This window comes from Pseudomonas sp. JL2 (assembly GCF_031570495.1).
Lineage (GTDB): Bacteria > Pseudomonadota > Gammaproteobacteria > Pseudomonadales > Pseudomonadaceae > Aquipseudomonas > Aquipseudomonas rhizophila.
Window position 1 is genome coordinate 125,891 of record NZ_JAKUDH010000002.1, and the last position, 17,455, is coordinate 143,345.

The window sequence follows — 17,455 nt, forward strand, 5'->3', positions numbered from 1 at the left end:
GCGCCCCGGCCAGTGCTTGGGTACAATTCGACGCTAATTTGATCTCGTATCAGGAACATTTACATGATCGCTTGCCTGCGGCTGCTCTCCGCCCTCTGCCTCGCTGCCCTTCTGGCGGCCTGCGCCAGCTCGCCCTCCTCCAGCCTTGGCGAACTTCCACGGACCCCGGATGCCAGTATCGAGCAGTTGCTCGAACAGGCCACTCAAAGCAAAACCCCGGAAAAAGCCGCCCTGTTGCGCCTGAGTGCAGCAGACCTGGCCTACCGCCAGGGCAATGCCGGCCAGTCCGCGCAGATCCTGCAACAGGTGCCGATGGAGCAACTCAAGCCCGGCCAGCAGATTTTCGCCAGCACCCTGGCGGCCGAACTGGCAATGACGCGCAATCAACCCAAAGCAGCGCTGAGCGCCCTGAGCCACCCGAGCCTGCAGCACCTGGGCGAGCTACCGGTGGAACAGCAGGTCCGCACCGGCACCGTCCACGCCCGCGCCCTCGAGGCCGATGGCCAGACCCTGGCAGCCGCCAAGGAACGGATCTTCATTGCGCCCCTGCTTGAAAACGAAGCGGCGGCGAAAAACCACGAGGCGATCTGGTCGTTGATCGCCTCGCTGCCCACCGATCAACTGCAACCGACCACCACCGACGACCTGGGTGGCTGGCTGAGTTTGGCCCAGGCTGTAAAAACTGCCGGTACGCTGGAACAGCAACAGGCGGCTATCGACAGCTGGCGCGAGCAGAACCCCAAGCACCCGGCCGCGCTCCAGCTGCCGACGCCGCTGGTCAAGCTCAAGGAACTGGCGAGCCAGCCCCTGAGCAAGATCGCCTTGCTGCTCCCCCAGGATGGCCCGCTGTCCTCGGTCGCAAGAGCTCTGCGCGAAGGTTTCATGGCTGCCCACTATCAGGCCCAACAGGCCGGGCAGAACCCGCCAAGCATTCAGTTTTATGACAGCTCGCGCCTGACCTCCCTGGATGATTTCTATCGCAAGGCGCAGGCCGACGGCGTGCAACTGGTGGTCGGCCCGCTGGAAAAACCTTTGGTCAAGCAGCTCAGCACCCGCCCGCAACTGCCGATCACGACCCTCGCGCTCAATTACAGCGAAGGCGAGCAAGGCCCGGCCCAACTGTTCCAGTTCGGCTTGGCCGCGGAAGACGAAGCCCGAGAAGTGTCGCGTCGCGCCCGTATGGACGGCCTGCATCGTGCTGCCGTCATGGTGCCAAAAGGTGAATGGGGCGATCGCGTCCTGAAAGCCTTCAGCGAGGACTGGCAGGCCAATGGCGGCACCATCATCGCCGTCGAACGCATCGATCAGCCCGTACAACTGGCCCAGCAGATCGCCGACATGTTCCATCTGCGCCAGAGCGAAGGTCGCGCCAAGCGCCTGCAAAGCACCGTCGACACCGCCGTCGCGGCCCAGCCGTCCCGCCGCCAGGACATCGAATTCCTGTTCCTGGCCTCGACTCCGCAACAGGCCCAGCAGATCAAGCCGACCCTGAACTTCCAGTACGCCGGCGACGTACCTGTGTACGCCACCTCGCATGTGTTCAGCGCCAGTGGCGACCAGAATCAGTACAACGACATGAGCGGCGTGCGCTTCTGCGAAACCCCGTGGCTGCTCGATGCCAACGACCCGCTGCGCAAGCAGGTCACCGCCCAGTGGCCCCAGGCCGGCGGTAGCCTGGGCCGGTTGTACGCGATGGGAGCAGATGCCTATCGTCTGGCTCCGCGCCTGGGTCAGCTAAAGACATTACCGGACACCCGCATCGAGGGGCTGTCGGGCAGCCTGGCAGTGTCGCAGTCCCAGCGCGTGCAACGTCAACTGCCGTGGGCCGAATTCGTCAACGGTCAGGTGCAGCGCCTGCCAGACACTCAGCGCTGATGCCTGACCGATCTCGCCAGCAAAGCGGACGGGATGCCGAGAGCCAGGCTCTCGCGCATCTTCAGCAACAAGGTCTGCGGCTGCTGGCGAAGAACTGGCTGTGTAAACGTGGCGAGCTTGATCTGGTCATGCTTGACGGCGATACAGTAGTATTCGTCGAAGTCCGCTACAGAAAAAATACTCAATGGGGTGGCGCGCTCGACAGCATCGATGCACGCAAGCGCCAGAAGCTGGTTTTCGCCGCGCAGTATTTCCTGCAAATCGAGTCTCGCTGGGCCGATCATCCCTGCCGCTTCGACGTGGTTGCCATCGACAGCAACGCCGATCAGTTGAACTGGTTGCAGAATGCCTTCGACAGTTGAACGTCAACACCCATGACGAGCCGAGCCGGACACCTTCACCCAATTTTTGCTCTTTGCTTTGCGCGCCGCACATGCTTGTGCCGATAAGCCGCGCTACTTAAGGTCACACAGATGGACATGCAATCGCGAATTCGCCAGCTTTTTCAGGCCAGTATCGACACCAAGCAACAGGCGATGGACGTACTTGCACCGCACATCGAGCAAGCCAGCCAAGTGATGGTCAACGCCCTGCTCAACGAAGGCAAAATGCTTTCGTGCGGCAATGGCGGTTCTGCCGGCGACGCCCAGCATTTCTCATCGGAGCTGCTCAACCGCTTCGAGCGCGAGCGCCCCAGCCTGCCGGCCATTGCATTGACCACCGACAGCTCGACGATCACCTCGATCGCCAATGACTACAGCTACAACGAAGTGTTCTCCAAACAGATCCGCGCCCTGGGCCAGCCCGGCGATGTGTTGCTGGCGATCTCCACCAGCGGCAACTCGGCCAATATTATTCAGGCGATCCAGGCCGCACATGATCGCGAAATGATTGTCGTAGCATTGACCGGTCGCGATGGCGGCGGCATGGCGTCACTGCTGTTGCCTGAGGACGTCGAGATTCGCGTACCGGCCAATGTCACTGCACGCATTCAGGAAGTCCACCTGCTGGCGATTCATTGTCTTTGCGACTTGATCGACAGCCAACTGTTCGGGAGTGAAGAATGACCCCTAATCGCCTAGGCCTTCTGGCCCTGACCCTGTGCCTCGGCATCAGCGGCTGCACATCGGTGGTTAACGCCAGCCGGGAAAAGCCGATTGAAGACGACCGCGGCACCCGCACCTTCGGCAGCAAGATCGACGATTCGTTGATCGAAACCAAGGCAGGCGTGAACATCGCCAAGGCCGACCCGGACCTGGACAACAACTCGCACATCGTCGTCACCAGCTTCAACGGTGTCGTGCTGCTGGCCGGCCAGACCCCACGCGCGGACCTCAAGGCCAAGGCCGAACAGGCTGCAAGCGCCGTGCAGCGGGTCAAGACCGTGCACAACGAACTACAGGTCCTGCCACCTTCCTCGTTGCTGGCGCGTCAGAACGATGCCTGGCTGACTACCAAGATCAAGACGCAGATGCTCACCGACGCCAGCATTCCCGGCTCGCGCATCAAGGTCGTGACTGAGAATGGCATCGTCTATCTGCTGGGGCTGCTGACCAAGCAGGAGGCTGCGCAGGCGACCAATCTGGTGCAAGGGGTTTCCGGGGTGCAGAAGATCGTCAAGTTGTTTGAGTACATTGACTGATACTGAACTTCAGGTACTCAAGAAAAACGGCGCTTCTTCCGAGACGGAAAGCGCCGTTTTTTTTGGCTTCATTTTTTTTGGGGGGGGGTGATTGGTGTGTATATCCGTTGTTGCGGTAACGGCTGCTTATGGTTCCGCCCTTACGGCGGGTCACTTTCGAAGAGCGCGAAAGTAACCAAAGCGCTCTTGCCCCACCACTTGGCACCTCGCCTAGGCTCGGTGTGCCCTCACTCCGGCATTGCTCCGTGGGCCCGCCGCGAAGGGCCATCCATGGCCCAGCGCGGCTACCTCGGCATCCATGCCGAGGTGCCCACTACGCAATACCTGCGTTCGGCCAGCGTGGTTAACGGGGCGCCACAGATCAAAATCAAAAGCGAGGCGGCCTGACAGCCGACCTGTTCAGGAGAGAACGGGTTTCCCCTGTGGGAGCGAGCTTGCTCGCGAAAGTGGAGGGTCAGTTTGCAGTGATGTTTGGATGTACCGGCGTCATCGCGAGCAGGCTCGCTCCCACAGGTTTTGTGTCGCTTGCAAATACTGTGAGCACACACAAATCAATGTGGGAGCGAGCCTGCTCGCGATAGCGGTAGATCAGCCAAATAGATACTGGCATCTACCCCGCTCTTGCTCTTGCTCTTGCTCTTGCTCTTGCTCTTGCTCTTGCTCTTGCTCTGCTTTTGATCTTGATCTTGATCTTGATCTCGACGCCCCGTTAAACCACGCTGGCCGAACGTAGGAATTGCGCAGTGGGCATCCCGGCATGGATGCCGGGATAGCCGCGCTGGGCCATGGATGGCCCTTCGCGGCGGGCCCACGGAGCAATGCCGGAGTGAGGGTACACCGAGCCTAAGCGAGGTGCCGAGTGGTGGGGCAAAGCGCTTTGGTTACTTTCGCGCTCTTCGAAAGTGACCCGCCGTAAGGGCGGAACCATAAGCAGCCGTTACCGAAGAAATGGATATACACACCAACCATGACACTACAAAAAAAATGCCCACATCTCACGATACGGGCATTTTCTTAACCAAGTTGCGACACCCGGCTTATGGCTGGATGGCTTTTTTCATACCCCGGCCACTTATTTCACCACTTTCAAACTAGGCCGCCCGCTAGGACGCGGCGGCTCGTCATCCGGTGGCGGCAGGTCATCATCAGCCTCGAACTCTTCTTCGCCATCCAACGGCGATTCCAGCTCGAACACCATACCCTGACCATTCTCCCGGGCATAAATCCCCAGGATCGAGGCGATAGGCACGTACAGGGTGTGTGGCACCCCCCCGAAGCGTCCCTCGAAACTGACCGCATCATTGTCCATGTGCAGGTGACGCACGGCGGCCGGTGATACGTTCAAGACAATTTGCCCATCGTTGGCAAAACCCTGCGGCACCTGCACCGATGGATACTCGGCGTTGACCAGCATGTGCGGGGTGCAATCGTTGTCCACAATCCACTCGTAGAGCGCGCGGACCAGATAAGGTCGACTGGAGTTCATAGCGGCTCCCTAAGCCTTAGCGCATGTCACGTTCGACACCAGACAGACTCGCCTGGAATGCCTCACGCGCAAATTGGCGCTCCATATAATCAAGCAACGGCTTGGCAGGCCGCGGCAGTTCAATACCCAGAATCGGCAAACGCCAGAGTATTGGCAATAGGCAGCAATCCACCAGGCTTTGTTCCTCACTGAGGAAGAATGGCTTGTCGATGAACAGCGGCGATACGCCAGTCAGGCTTTCACGCAATTCTTTGCGCGCCACGACCCGCGCAGGTTCTTTGGTTCGTGAATCCAGGATCAGGTCCACCAACCCGCACCAGTCACGCTGGATGCGATGGATCAGCAAACGGCTGTTGGCTCGCGCCACAGGATACACCGGCAGTAAAGGCGGATGCGGGTAACGCTCATCCAGGTATTCCATCACCACTGTCGACTCCCACAATGCCAGGTCACGATCGACCAGCGTGGGCAGGCTGCCGTAAGGGTTCACCTCGATCAGCTTCGGCGGCTGACGGCCCGCTTCGACGTAAATGATCTCGGCGCTGACACCCTTCTCTGCCAGTACGATGCGTACCCGGTGGGAGTAGTGGTCGGCGGGGTCGGAGTAACAGGCCAACCGATTGGTCACGCCCATGGCGATCCTCCTCGCTTGTTGAAATTATCGAAAAACGGAAAAACGAGCGCGCCCAAAGGGCGCCTCCCGTAACACCCGGCGGACCAGGTTCGTTACATCCAGAGACGCCCTTGGGCGCGCACGATTAACAGCAACGGTTTACAGCTTTATCAATGCACGTCTTTCCAGTATTCGCGCTTGAGCAGGTAAGCGAATACGAAGAAGAACGCCAAATACAGCAACACATAAGTACCGATGCGCTGATGCTCCAGCTTCACCGGGTTGGCCGAGTAGGCCAGGAAGGTCACCAGATTCTTGACCTTCTCGTCGAACTGCTCTTCAGTCAGGCTGCCGGTGTTCGGCAACACGGTCAACTGGTCGCAGGCTTCGTGAGTCAAAGCGGTGCCGGTCAGCGGATCGTATTGCTTCTTGCCGTCCTCGACGATTTGAACCTGTTTGCAGCCTACCACCTGGCGACCCTGCAGGCCGACCAGAACGTTTGGCATGCCGACGTTCGGGAAGACCTTGTTGTTCACGCCCCAAGGACGCGCAGGATCTTCATAGAACGAACGCAGGTAACCGTAGAGCCAGTCGGTGCCACGCACGCGTGCCACCAGGGTCAGGTCGGGCGGTGCAGCCCCGAACCAGGTCTTGGCGTCTGCCGGCTGCATGCCGATGTTCATGTGATCGCCCAGCTTGGCGCCAGTGAACACCAGCTTCTCGAGCATCAACTCATGGGGAATGCCCAGGTCATCAGCTACGCGCTCGTAACGCTGGAACTTGGCGCTGTGGCAGCCCATGCAGTAGTTGGCGAACGTACGCGCGCCATCCTGCATGGCAGCTTTGTCGGAAACGTCGATGTCGACTTTTTCCAGCTCAGGACCACCGGATGCGGACGCAAAGGACAGTACAGGCATAGCAGCAAGAATCAGTACAGAAAATAGCTTTTTCATCAGCCAGTCACCCTTTCCGGAACCGGTTTGGTCTTCTCGAGCCTGGTGTAGAACGGCATCAGAATGAAGTAGGCGAAGTACAGGAAGGTGCAGACCTGCGACAGCAGCGTCCGGCCCGGCGTTGGAGCGAGTACGCCCAGCACACCCAGGATCACGAACGAGATGCAGAACACCCAGAGCCAGATTTTGCTCAGCCAGCCTTTGTAGCGCATCGACTTGACCGGACTGCGGTCCAGCCACGGCAGGACGAACAGCACGGCGATCGCTGCACCCATGGCGATGACGCCCAGCAGCTTGTCCGGAACCGCCCGCAAAATCGCGTAGAACGGCGTGAAGTACCAGACCGGAGCAATGTGCTCAGGGGTCTTGAAGGCGTTCGCCTGCTCGAAGTTAGGCTTCTCGAGGAAGTAACCACCCATCTCTGGGAAGAAGAACACGATGGAGCAGAAGATGAACAGGAACACTACCACGCCGACGATATCTTTGACGGTGTAGTACGGGTGGAAGGCGATGCCGTCCAGCGGTACACCGTTTTCGTCCTTGTACTTCTTGATGTCCACGCCATCGGGGTTGTTCGAGCCAACTTCGTGCAGCGCCAGGATGTGCAGCACCACCAGACCGAGGATCACGATCGGCAGGGCCACCACATGCAAGGCAAAGAAGCGGTTCAGGGTAATGCCCGAGATCAGGTAGTCACCGCGAATCCACTGGGTCAGGTCATCACCGATGACCGGGATTGCACCGAACAGCGAGATGATCACCTGGGCGCCCCAGTAGGACATCTGGCCCCACGGCAGCAGATAGCCCATGAAGGCTTCCGCCATGAGCGCCAGGTAGATCAGCATGCCGAAGACCCACACCAGCTCACGAGGCTTCTGATACGAACCGTAGAGCAGACCACGGAACATATGCAGGTAAACCACGATGAAGAACGCCGAAGCGCCGGTGGAGTGCAGCAGACGCAGGATCGAGCCGTACTCGACGTCACGCATGATGTATTCGACGGAGGCAAACGCTTCTTCCGCCGAAGGGGTGTAACTCATGGTCAGCCAGACACCGGTGACGATCTGGTTGACCAGAACGAGCAATGCCAGGGAGCCAAAGAAGTAGAAGAAGTTGAAGTTTTTCGGAGCGTAATACTTGCTGAGATGGTCTTCCCACATTTTGGTCGCGGGAAAGCGCGCATCAACCCAATCCATGAATTTGCTCATCACGCTGTCTCCGTATCGACGCCAACGACAATGATGTCGTCGGTCTCATAGGAATGCGGGGGAACTGGCAGGTTCAGAGGTGCAGGCTGCGATTTGTAGACGCGACCCGCCAGGTCGTAGTGGGAGCCGTGGCAAGGGCAGAAATAACCACCGACCCAGTCCTTGCCCAAGTCGGCAGGGGCTACCTCAGGACGGAACGTTGGCGAGCAACCCAGGTGCGTACAAATCCCGATCAGCAGCAGGACTTGCGGCTTGATCGAGCGTGTCTCCGGATCGACATAGGTCGGTTGCGTCGAGTTCTTGGAGGTAGGGTCAGACAACTGGCCCTCGATCTTTTTCAGATTCCCCAGGATTTCCTCTGTACGGCGGACGATGAACACCGGCTGACCGCGCCACTCAGCAATCATCTGCTGGCCTGGCTCGATCTTGCTGACATCCACTTTCACCGGTGCACCTGCGGCTTTCGCCTTGGCACTGGGAAACCATGACCCCACGAACGGGACCGCAGCCCCCACCGCTCCTGCAGCACCCACCACGGATGTGGCTGCTACCAGGAAGCGACGCCGGCCTGCATTCACGCCGTCATTGCTCATTCAGTCCTCTCCCATCAGCTTTGTGGCCTGTTAAATCAGGCGTCTACTAAGTAAAAATCTGAACTTATAAAAATTTTGCCGAATGGTAATGAAAAGCCCCAGTTCTGACAAGGTAATTACCAAGCGACCCAACCGCCAAGCCTTGTAGTATAGGGGCTTCACGGATGTGGCAAGTTGTCACAGCATAAATCTTTCGCGCATAAAAAAACGCCCAGCTCCGTGAGGAACTGGGCGCCTTTTGAACGCGAAAGCGAAATTAACGCTTCGAGTACTGCGGACGCTTACGCGCTTTACGCAGACCGACCTTCTTACGTTCAACTTCACGAGCATCGCGAGTTACGAAGCCGGCTTTGCGCAGTGCACCGCGCAGAGTTTCGTCGTAATCCATCAGGGCGCGAGTGATGCCGTGGCGGATTGCGCCAGCCTGACCACTTACACCACCACCGATAACAGTGACGTAGATGTCGAATTTTTCGACGGTCTCGGTCAGTTCCAGCGGCTGACGAACTACCATGCGGGCAGTTTCGCGGCCGAAGAAGTTATCCAGGGAGCGGTTGTTGATGGAGATGTTACCAGTGCCCGGACGCAGGAAAACGCGTGCGGTTGCAGTCTTGCGACGGCCAGTGCCGTAATTTTGAGTCGCCGACATAATGAACTATTCCGTTAAAACTTCAGTTCTTGGGGCTGCTGAGCAGTATGAGGGTGAGCAGCGCCCGCATAAACCTTCAGCTTACGATACATGTCGCGACCCAGTGGGTTTTTAGGCAGCATGCCTTTAACCGCGGTCTCGATCACGCGCTCAGGGGCTTTGGCGATCAGCTTTTCGAAGTTGATCGACTTGATGCCGCCAGGAAAACCGGAGTGGGAGTAGTACATTTTGTCAGTGGTTTTAGCGCCAGTAACACGTACTTGCTCAGCGTTGATGACGACGATGTAGTCACCGGTGTCGACGTGAGGGGTGTACTCAGGCTTGTGCTTGCCACGCAGACGGCTCGCGATTTCGGTGGCCAGACGACCCAGGGTCTGACCAGCAGCGTCGACGACAAACCAGTCGCGCTTTACTGTTTCCGGTTTAGCAGTAAAAGTTTTCATTCTTTATAGCCTCAGGGGCCGCCCTGTAAATTAGACGGCGGATCTTACTGAATAGTGCGTACTTTGACAAGTCAAAGGCAGCCGGATACAGACGCTTTCGGGGGCTCGGGTCGGCGCGTCCGTTCAACGGCAAGATTCTTCGGCGGCGGCGCATCACTTCCACTGCAGAAAGAGGTGCGCAATTATGCAGATTGCGAAAAATAATTCAACCTGCTTTTATGATTGTTTTGCCCAAGGAGTTCCCGATGGATTATCGCCAGCTAGGCCGTACCGATCTAAACGTGAGCGCCCTGTGCCTCGGAACCATGACCTGGGGTGAGCAGAACAGCGAGGCCGAGGCCTTCGCCCAGATCGAACGCGCCAAGGGTGCCGGGATCAATTTCATCGACACCGCCGAGATGTATCCGGTACCGCCCAAGGCCGAGACCTACGCCACCACCGAGCGCTACATCGGCAATTATTTCAAGAGCCGCGGCGACCGTGCCGACTGGATCCTGGCGAGCAAGATCGCAGGCCCGGGCAACACCATCGACTACATCCGCGACAAAAACCTCAAGCACAACCGCCGCCATATCGTCGAAGCGGTGGACGCCAGCCTCAAGCGCCTGCAGACCGACTGGATCGATCTCTACCAACTGCACTGGCCGGAACGCAGCACCAATTTCTTCGGCCAGTTGGGCTATCAGCACAAGGCCGACGAAGATTTCACCCCGCTGGAGGAAACCCTCGAGGCCCTGGACGAGCAGGTCCGGGCCGGCAAGATCCGCCACATCGGCCTGTCCAACGAAACGCCGTGGGGCACCATGAAGTTCCTCGCCCTGGCCGAAGCCCGTGGCTGGCCGCGGGCAGTGTCGATCCAGAACCCCTACAACCTGCTCAACCGCAGTTTCGAGATCGGGCTTTCGGAAATCGCCATCCGCGAACAGTGTGGCCTGCTGGCTTACTCGCCATTAGCGTTCGGTTTCCTGTCGGGCAAGTATGAAGGCGGCGCACGGCCAGCCAAGGGCCGCCTGACGCTCTACAGCCGCTTCATGCGCTATTTCAATCCACAATCGGAAGCCGCATGCAGTCGTTATGTGGCCCTGGCGCGGGAACACGGCCTGGACCCGGCACAGATGGCCCTGGCCTTCGTTACCCGACAACCATTCGTGACCAGCAACATCATTGGCGCCACCACGCTGGAGCAACTGGACAGCAACATCGCCAGCTTCGACCTGAAGCTGTCCGATGAAGTGCTGGCGGGGATCGAGGCGATTCACAAGGATCAGCCGAACCCGGCGCCTTGATCAGTTCATAGCCCCCATCGCGAGCAGGCTCGCTCCCACATGGGCTCTGTGTCGATCACAATGTTGTGGTCAGACATAAATCCAATGTGGGAGCGAGCCTGCTCGCGATAGCGGTCTAACAGTCACTACGACATCAAAGCGACCGCGCAATAATTTCCTTCATGATTTCATTGGTCCCGGCATAGATGCGCTGCACCCGCGCGTCGGCCCACGCCCGGGCGACCGGGTACTCCCACATGAACCCGTAGCCGCCATGCAGCTGCACGCATTCGTCGAGCACCTTGCACTGCAGGTCGGTGCCCCAGTACTTGGCCATCGCCGCCGTCGGCACGTCGAGCTTGCCTTGCAGATGCAGTTCCAGGCAGCGGTCGACGAAGACCCGACCGATCTGGATCTCGGTCGCCATTTCCGCCAGTTTGAACCGGGTGTTCTGGAAGTCCGCGATGGATTTACCAAAAGCCTTGCGCTCGCGGGTGTAGTCCAGCGTCCATTGCAGCGCCGCTTCGGCCGACGCCAGGCCGCCAATAGCCACCGTCAGGCGTTCCTGGGGCAGTTCCTGCATCAGGTAGGCAAAGCCCATCCCGGCCTGCCCCAGCAGGTTTTCCTTGGGCACGCGAACATCCTGGAAGAACAGCTCCGAAGTGTCCTGAGCCTTCATCCCGACCTTCTCCAGGCGCTTGCCTTTTTCGAAGCCAGGTGTGCCCGCTTCCACCAGGAACAGACTGGTGCCCTTGGCGCCTGCTTTCGGATCGGTCTTGGCAACCACAATCACCAGATCGGCCAGAAAGCCGTTGGTGATAAAGGTCTTCGAGCCGTTGATGATGTACTCATCACCCTCCAGCACCGCCGTGGTCTTCACGCCTTGCAGGTCGGAACCGGCGCCCGGCTCGGTCATGGCGATGGCCGTGACCATCTCACCAGACACCAGTTTGGGCAGGTATTTGTGTTTCAGCGCTTCGCTGCCGTAGTGCAGGATGTAGGGCGCCACGATGTCGGAGTGCAGAGAGAAGCCGATGCCCGTCAGCCCCAGCCTTCCAATTTCTTCAATCACCACGGTGCTGTAGAGAAAATCGGCATCCAGCCCGCCATAAGCCTCTGGCAGATGCGAGCACAACATCCCCGCCTCCCCCGCCTTGTTCCACAACTGACGATCCACATGCCCCTGTTTTTCCCACTGACTGTGGTACGGCACCGCTTCTTTTTCGAGGAAGGTTCGTACGCTGTCGCGAAACAGTTCGTGTTCGGAACTGAACAGGGTTCTGGGGATCATGGCGCACCTTTGCATTATTGTTCGAGGGGGTTATCCAACAGAGCCTAAGCCTGCGAGGGATGACAGGACACTGGACACATCCGACAAAAAATAAGACGATCCAGCCGTCTGGTGACCACTTTCCCCTATAAAAATAAAGATCAACTATGTCCAAGCACATCTCCACGCCCTTGCGGCGCGTCAGCATCCTGGCTATCGACCGGGTTTTCGCTTCCACCCTCATGCAAGCCAAGGATTTTTTCCACCTGGCCAGCCTGCGCTACGGCAAACAACTGGGCCACGGCCTGACACCGGCGTTCGAAACCCGGCTGGTCAGCCCCGACGGCAAACCGGTGAACAGCTTCAGCGACGTGATCATGCCGGTGGACGGCGGCCTGGAAAATACCGACGTGATCATCCTCCCGGCTTTTTGGGATGATTTCGCCACCCTCTGCCAACGTTACCCGCAGGTCCTGCCCTGGCTGCGGGAACAGCATGCCCGTGGCGCAGTGCTCTGCGGCGAGGCGACCGGGGTGTTCTGGCTGGCCGAGGCCGGGCTGCTCGATGGCAAGGAAGCCACCACGTACTGGCGGTTCTTCAACGCCTTCAAGGAGCGCTTCCCCCAGGTCCACCTCAACCAGGACAAGCACCTGACCGACGCCGACAACCTGTTCTGCGCCGGCGGTACGACCTCGGCCTGCGACCTCTATATCTACCTCATCGAACGGTTCTGCGGCGCCAACGTGGCCCAGGCCGTGGCACGAGACATTCTCTATGAAGTGCAGCGCAGCTACTCACCGGGAAGAATCGGTTTCGGGGGCCAGAAACTGCATCAGGATGTGATCATCCTGCAGATCCAGCACTGGCTCGAAGAACACTTCGCCGACAAGTTCCGCTTTGAGGACGTCGCTCGGGAGCACGGTATGAGCATCCGCAACTTCATGCGCCGCTTCCAGACCGCCACGGGGGACAAACCGCTGCATTACCTGCAACGGCTGCGTATAGAAACCGCCAAGGGCTTGTTGTCCGGCAGCCGCAAAAGCATCAAGACCATCAGCTATGAAGTCGGCTACGACGATGCAAGCTTCTTCGCACGGCTGTTCCGCCAACATACCGAGTTATCGCCGAACCAGTATCGACAGCAATTTCAGCAGGCGGCGTGAATCAAGGGTTGAATACAGTCCAATGTGGGAGCGAGCCTGCTCGCGATAGCGGTGTGGCAGCCAGCATTGATGTTGACTGATACACCGCTATCGCGAGCAGGCTCGCTCCCACAGGGTTATGCGGTGCGCCGTTGAGCTCGCACGCGCAAAAAAGGCCTGCAATTGCAGGCCTTTTTTGCGCGTGCGAGCTCAACGGCGCACCGCATAACCCTGTGGGAGCGAGCCTGCTCGCGATAGCGGTGTGGCAGCCAGCATTGATGTTGACTGATACACCGCTATCGCGAGCAGGCTCGCTCCCACAGGGTTATGCGGTGCGCCGTTGAGCTCGCACGCGCAAAAAAGGCCTGCAATTGCAGGCCTTTTTTTATCCGAACCGGATTACGGCTTATGCGCCCGCGCCAGGAATTCGTGTGATTGCATTTCCAGCAAACGACTCAAGGTTCGCTGGAACTCAAAGGTCAGGCGACCGCCGGTGTAGAGATCCTTGAGTTCGACTTCGGCCGAAATGATCAGCTTCACGTTCCGGTCGTAGAACTCGTCGACCATGTTGATGAACCGGCGGGCAATGTCGTCGGTGGTGACGCTCATTTGCTCCACGTTGCTGAGCAGTACCGCGTGGAAGATCTTGCCCAGCTCGATGTAGTCGTTCTGGCTACGAGGGCCATCGCACAGTTCACGAAAGTCGAACCAGGCCACGTCATCGCAGGTCCGCACGGCGCGGATCTGGCGATTCTCGATGACCAACACATCATTTTCGACCGCCTGGGTGCATTCCGGCGTCAGGGCCCGGAAGCTCTTGCGCAGGCTTTCTTCAGCTGCGGCGTCCAGGGGGAAGTGAAACAGCTCCGCCTGCTCCAGGTGACGCAGGCGATAGTCCACCCCGCTGTCGACGTTGACGATGTCGGTGTGTTCCTTGATCAGCGCAATGGCCGGCAGGAAGCGCGCGCGTTGCAGGCCGTCCTTGTAAAGGCCGTCCGGCACGATGTTCGAGGTGGCGACCAAAGTCACGCCGTTCTTGAACAACTCCTCCATCAAGGTGCCGAGAATCATGGCGTCGGTGATGTCGGAAACGAAAAACTCATCGAAGCAGATCACCCGGGTCTCGTCGGAGAACCGCTTGGCGATGATGGTCAGCGGATTCTTCTCGCCGCCCAGCGTCTTCATTTCTTCATGCACACGCTTCATGAAGCGGTGGAAGTGCGTCCGTGTCTTCTCCTTGAACGGCAACGCCTCGAAGAAGGTGTCGACCAGGTAGGTTTTACCACGGCCGACACCGCCCCAGAAATACAGGCCCTTGACCGGGACCTGATCCTTCTTGCCGAACAGTTTGCCCAACAAGCCCGGCTTGTTGTTCGACGCGGCGACCAGATCGTCGTACAGGCGCTGCAAATGCCGCACTGCCGTTTCCTGGGCTGCGTCGTGGAAGAACTCCGGGCGTTTCAGATCAGCTTGATATCGTTCTAGGGGCGTCATATTCGTTAGCAAGGCAACAAAAACGGGCCGTCACTGTAGCGACGGCCCGCGGGAATGGCAATCGGCCCTTATTCGAGCCGATGGTCGGAATAGCCCCGGTTCAGTCCTGAACTGGCGTCAGGGCCACGCGCAAAGCCTCGATGGCAGCATCCCGAGCGGCGCTGTCCGCAAAGGCCGGACTGTCGGCCACACAGGCGCCGTCAAGCCAGACACTGAAGCTCAGCTCGTCGCTGCGCACGTCCAGGGGCTGGCCGGCTTGAAGTTGCTTGGTGACCTGGCCCGCGGTCTTGCCATCGGCAAAATTGCGCGACAACACCAATTGCTCGCCATCGGCGGCCAGCAGACGGAAGCGGAAACTGCCGTCGTCTTCGCGAAAGCTCACGAAACGTGCGGCTTTGGCCACTTTCTTTTTCGTGCTGGTCGCCACCTGAACCTGGCTGACAAACGAACGCAGGCCGACGGCTTCGCGCAGTTCGTTGAGGAACGGTGTGGCCACGGCCCGGGCTTTTTTCGCGCCCAGTTGCAGGATGTCTTCAAGGTCCGCCGGGCGTTCGATCAACTGGTGATAACGTTCGCGGGACTCGCCCAGTTCACTGTCGAGCAATTGGAACAGGCGGTTCTTGGCTTCGCCCCAACCCAGGCCCTGCAGCAGTTCGCTGCGGAACTCGTCGGACTGCGCTGGCGTGGCGAAGGCCTGGAACAAGGTGAACAGGTGGGAATTGTCCGGATCCTTGGCTTCGCCCGGTGCGCGGGAGTCGGTGACGATCCGCGAGATCGCGTCCTTCATGTCCTTGGCGCTGCTGAACAACGGGATGGTGTTGTCATAGCTCTTGGACATCTTGCGGCCATCAAGGCCCGGCAGGGTGGCGACGCTCTCCTCGATCAGCGCCTCGGGCATGGTGAAAAACTCCTTGCCCTGGCCGAACAGATGGTTGAAGCGCTGGCCGATGTCGCGGGCCATTTCCACGTGCTGGATCTGGTCGCGACCGACCGGTACCTTGTGGGCGTTGAACATCAGGATGTCCGCGGCCATCAGCACCGGGTAGCTGTACAGCCCCATGGTGATGCCGGCATCCGGGTCTTCGCCGACCTCGACGTTTTTGTCCACCGACGCCTTGTAGGCGTGGGCGCGATTGAGCAGCCCCTTGGCGGCGACGCAGGTCAGCAGCCAGGTCAGTTCCGGAATTTCGGGAATGTCGGACTGGCGATAGAAGGTCACGCGGTCCACATCCAGGCCACCGGCCAGCCAGGTCGCTGCGATTTCCAGGCGCGAGCGCTGGATGCGCAACGGGTCATCGCATTTGATCAAGGCGTGGTAGTCGGCCAGGAAATAGAACGAATCGGCGTTGGTGTCGCGGCTGGCGAGGATCGCCGGACGGATAGCGCCGGCGTAGTTGCCCAGGTGCGGGGTGCCGGTGGTGGTGATGCCGGTCAGGATGCGGGTACGAGTCGTCATGGGTTATCGCTTGTCAGACTGCTGTCAATTCGAGAGGCGCGGCAGGAGCAGATCCTTGAGATCGGTCAGCTTGCCATGGAAAAAGTGCCCGCATTCTGCCACTTTCAGCAGCTCATGGGGGCGCTGGAGCGTGTCCGACCATTGGTAAACCAGCTGGGGGTCGACCACTTCGTCGGTTTCCGGCTGGATCACGGTCAACTCGCCGCTCATCGGCAAGGGCGATTGCGCGTCCAGGCGCATCACCGCCGGGGCCACCATGAACAGGTGCTTGGGTGGCTGGCCCTGGGCTTCCAGACGTCCGCCAAGGCTTGCGGCAACGAAGCCGCCAAACGAGAAACCGAACAGGGTGAGCGGCAGTTGCGGGTATTTTTCCCGCAACCAATCGGCTGCAGCCTGGGCGTCGTCGACTTCGCCGGTGCCCATGTCATGGCTGCCGGCACTGGCGCCGACCCCGCGATAATTGAAACGCAACGTAACCAGGCCAGCATCACGGGCAGTGCGTTGCAAGGTCGAGACGACTTTGTTGAGCATGGTCCCGCCCTGCACCGGGTTGGGGTGGCAGATCAGCGCCAGGCCACGGGGCGCTTCGCTGTCCAGGTACAAGGCTTCCAGTTGGCCCACGGGGCCATCAATGACTACAGGGGTTTCGCGCATAAGCAAGGGAAAGAACTCCGTGACCCCGAATAGGGTCGACTCGTCTAGCTAAAAGTCTGTGCCTGGCATGATTGCGATGTTCTTCGCGGTATACAGCGCAGGTCCGAGCCGTTAACGTAAAGCAAAGCCGTTTATAGAGGAAGGACTCGTGGAACACTCGCTCTTAGTTTGGCTGTTGCCGACTCTTGCCCTGGTTGCCGGTGTCGCCATTGGATTCCTGCTTGCCCGACTGCTGCCCAATGCGGTGCCTAACAGCACGCAACGTCAGCTGGACGACATTCAGGAACGTTTCGACAGTTATCAGAATGAAGTGGTCACTCACTTCAACAGCACCGCTTCTCTGGTGAAAAAACTCACTCAGAGCTACCAGGACGTCCAGGATCATTTGTCCGAGGGTGCCAATCGCCTGGCCCTCGACGAGCAGACTCGCCAACGCCTGCTGGCCGCCCTGCACGCTGATGCGGCGCAGACGCCTCGGGAACGCCTGACCCCGCCAAAAGAGGTCCAGGAACCGCCCCGGGACTACGCCCCCAAGGCCCCCAATTCACCCGGCATGCTCGATGAGCATTACGGTTTGAAGAAGTAATCTCCAAGCGACACCCAAAAGCCCGCCCGATCGCATGATCGGGCGGGCTTTTTTTGACTCCGACGCCTTGTGGGAGCGAGCCTGCTCGCGATGTCGGCGGCACATCCAGCATCACCGTTTCAG

Annotated in this window: 19 protein-coding genes; 8 read left to right on the forward strand and 11 right to left on the reverse strand. The window is 59.2% G+C overall.

Annotated features, from left to right (window positions below; all coding sequences use genetic code 11):
• Nucleotides 1-63: 63 nt before the first annotated feature.
• The 5 genes from MKS85_RS04575 (at nt 64) to MKS85_RS04595 (ending at nt 3,904) form a co-directional block, all read left to right on the forward strand.
• Nucleotides 64-1,875 (forward strand): penicillin-binding protein activator, encoded by a 1,812-nt coding sequence (locus MKS85_RS04575; protein ID WP_139049183.1) that lies wholly within the window; start codon nt 64-66, stop codon nt 1,873-1,875.
• On the forward strand, nt 1,875-2,237 hold the full coding sequence (locus MKS85_RS04580; RefSeq protein ID WP_047228808.1) for a YraN family protein: 363 nt from the start codon (nt 1,875-1,877) through the stop codon (nt 2,235-2,237). The genes MKS85_RS04575 and MKS85_RS04580 overlap by 1 nt, the downstream gene beginning before the upstream one ends.
• Nucleotides 2,238-2,348: 111 nt before the next feature.
• Nucleotides 2,349-2,942 (forward strand): phosphoheptose isomerase, encoded by a 594-nt coding sequence (locus tag MKS85_RS04585; protein WP_007928463.1) that lies wholly within the window; start codon nt 2,349-2,351, stop codon nt 2,940-2,942.
• Nucleotides 2,939-3,517 carry a BON domain-containing protein gene (locus MKS85_RS04590; protein WP_047228807.1) on the forward strand — a complete coding sequence of 193 codons (579 nt, stop codon included), beginning with the start codon at nt 2,939-2,941 and terminating at the stop codon, nt 3,515-3,517. Before MKS85_RS04585 ends, MKS85_RS04590 begins: the two co-directional genes overlap by 4 nt.
• Nucleotides 3,518-3,715: 198 nt before the next feature.
• Complete coding sequence (locus MKS85_RS04595; protein ID WP_171061318.1) at nt 3,716-3,904, forward strand: nucleoid-structuring protein H-NS; 189 nt, start codon at nt 3,716-3,718, stop codon at nt 3,902-3,904.
• Between the two features lie 685 nt (nt 3,905-4,589).
• Here the strand turns inward: MKS85_RS04595 and MKS85_RS04600 are convergent.
• The 7 genes from MKS85_RS04600 to rplM all read right to left on the reverse strand — a co-directional run bounded on the left by MKS85_RS04600 (nt 4,590) and on the right by rplM (nt 9,465).
• Nucleotides 4,590-5,003, reverse strand: a complete 414-nt coding sequence (locus MKS85_RS04600) for a ClpXP protease specificity-enhancing factor (protein ID WP_047228570.1) — start codon at nt 5,001-5,003, stop codon at nt 4,590-4,592.
• 16 nt (nt 5,004-5,019) lie between these two features.
• Nucleotides 5,020-5,637: a glutathione S-transferase N-terminal domain-containing protein gene (locus MKS85_RS04605; protein WP_047228571.1), complete on the reverse strand. Its 618-nt coding sequence runs from the start codon at nt 5,635-5,637 to the stop codon at nt 5,020-5,022.
• A gap of 149 nt (nt 5,638-5,786) precedes the next feature.
• The gene (locus MKS85_RS04610; protein WP_047228572.1) at nt 5,787-6,569 is read right to left on the reverse strand and encodes a cytochrome c1; all 783 of its coding nucleotides are present in this window, start codon (nt 6,567-6,569) and stop codon (nt 5,787-5,789) included.
• On the reverse strand, nt 6,569-7,780 hold the full coding sequence (locus tag MKS85_RS04615; RefSeq protein WP_047228573.1) for a cytochrome bc complex cytochrome b subunit: 1,212 nt from the start codon (nt 7,778-7,780) through the stop codon (nt 6,569-6,571). The genes MKS85_RS04610 and MKS85_RS04615 overlap by 1 nt, the downstream gene beginning before the upstream one ends.
• Nucleotides 7,780-8,373: a ubiquinol-cytochrome c reductase iron-sulfur subunit gene (petA, locus tag MKS85_RS04620; RefSeq protein ID WP_047228574.1), complete on the reverse strand. Its 594-nt coding sequence runs from the start codon at nt 8,371-8,373 to the stop codon at nt 7,780-7,782. Before petA ends, MKS85_RS04615 begins: the two co-directional genes overlap by 1 nt.
• A 256-nt stretch (nt 8,374-8,629) precedes the next feature.
• Complete coding sequence (gene rpsI / locus MKS85_RS04625) at nt 8,630-9,022, reverse strand: 30S ribosomal protein S9 (protein WP_003205364.1); 393 nt, start codon at nt 9,020-9,022, stop codon at nt 8,630-8,632.
• 14 nt (nt 9,023-9,036) lie between these two features.
• Complete coding sequence (gene rplM / locus MKS85_RS04630) at nt 9,037-9,465, reverse strand: 50S ribosomal protein L13 (protein ID WP_003205365.1); 429 nt, start codon at nt 9,463-9,465, stop codon at nt 9,037-9,039.
• Nucleotides 9,466-9,710: 245 nt separating this feature from the next.
• Between rplM and MKS85_RS04635 the strand changes: the two genes are divergently transcribed.
• Entirely contained in the window at nt 9,711-10,751 is a 1,041-nt protein-coding gene (locus tag MKS85_RS04635) for an NADP(H)-dependent aldo-keto reductase (protein WP_047228575.1), read from the forward strand.
• A 133-nt stretch (nt 10,752-10,884) separates the two neighbouring features.
• On the opposite strand, the gene MKS85_RS04640 is transcribed toward MKS85_RS04635, so the two are convergent.
• A complete protein-coding gene (locus MKS85_RS04640) occupies nt 10,885-12,021 on the reverse strand; it encodes an acyl-CoA dehydrogenase family protein (RefSeq protein ID WP_047228576.1) in 1,137 nt (378 codons plus the stop codon).
• A gap of 245 nt (nt 12,022-12,266) precedes the next feature.
• On the opposite strand from MKS85_RS04640, the gene MKS85_RS04645 reads away from it, so the two are divergent.
• The gene (locus MKS85_RS04645; RefSeq protein WP_188251021.1) at nt 12,267-13,163 is read left to right on the forward strand and encodes a GlxA family transcriptional regulator; all 897 of its coding nucleotides are present in this window, start codon (nt 12,267-12,269) and stop codon (nt 13,161-13,163) included.
• Between the two features lie 378 nt (nt 13,164-13,541).
• Here MKS85_RS04645 and zapE read toward each other — a convergent pair whose 3' ends face one another.
• From zapE to MKS85_RS04660, 3 genes are all read right to left on the reverse strand, one after another.
• Nucleotides 13,542-14,636 carry a cell division protein ZapE gene (gene zapE, locus MKS85_RS04650; RefSeq protein WP_047228578.1) on the reverse strand — a complete coding sequence of 365 codons (1,095 nt, stop codon included), beginning with the start codon at nt 14,634-14,636 and terminating at the stop codon, nt 13,542-13,544.
• A gap of 100 nt (nt 14,637-14,736) precedes the next feature.
• Nucleotides 14,737-16,092, reverse strand: coding sequence for a tryptophan--tRNA ligase (locus MKS85_RS04655; RefSeq protein ID WP_188250940.1), 1,356 nt, complete (start codon nt 16,090-16,092; stop codon nt 14,737-14,739).
• Between the two features lie 24 nt (nt 16,093-16,116).
• Nucleotides 16,117-16,746 carry an alpha/beta hydrolase gene (locus tag MKS85_RS04660; RefSeq protein WP_092456238.1) on the reverse strand — a complete coding sequence of 210 codons (630 nt, stop codon included), beginning with the start codon at nt 16,744-16,746 and terminating at the stop codon, nt 16,117-16,119.
• A 148-nt stretch (nt 16,747-16,894) separates the two neighbouring features.
• Between MKS85_RS04660 and MKS85_RS04665 the strand changes: the two genes are divergently transcribed.
• On the forward strand, nt 16,895-17,332 hold the full coding sequence (locus MKS85_RS04665) for a YhcB family protein (protein ID WP_047228581.1): 438 nt from the start codon (nt 16,895-16,897) through the stop codon (nt 17,330-17,332).
• Nucleotides 17,333-17,455: the final 123 nt, after the last annotated feature.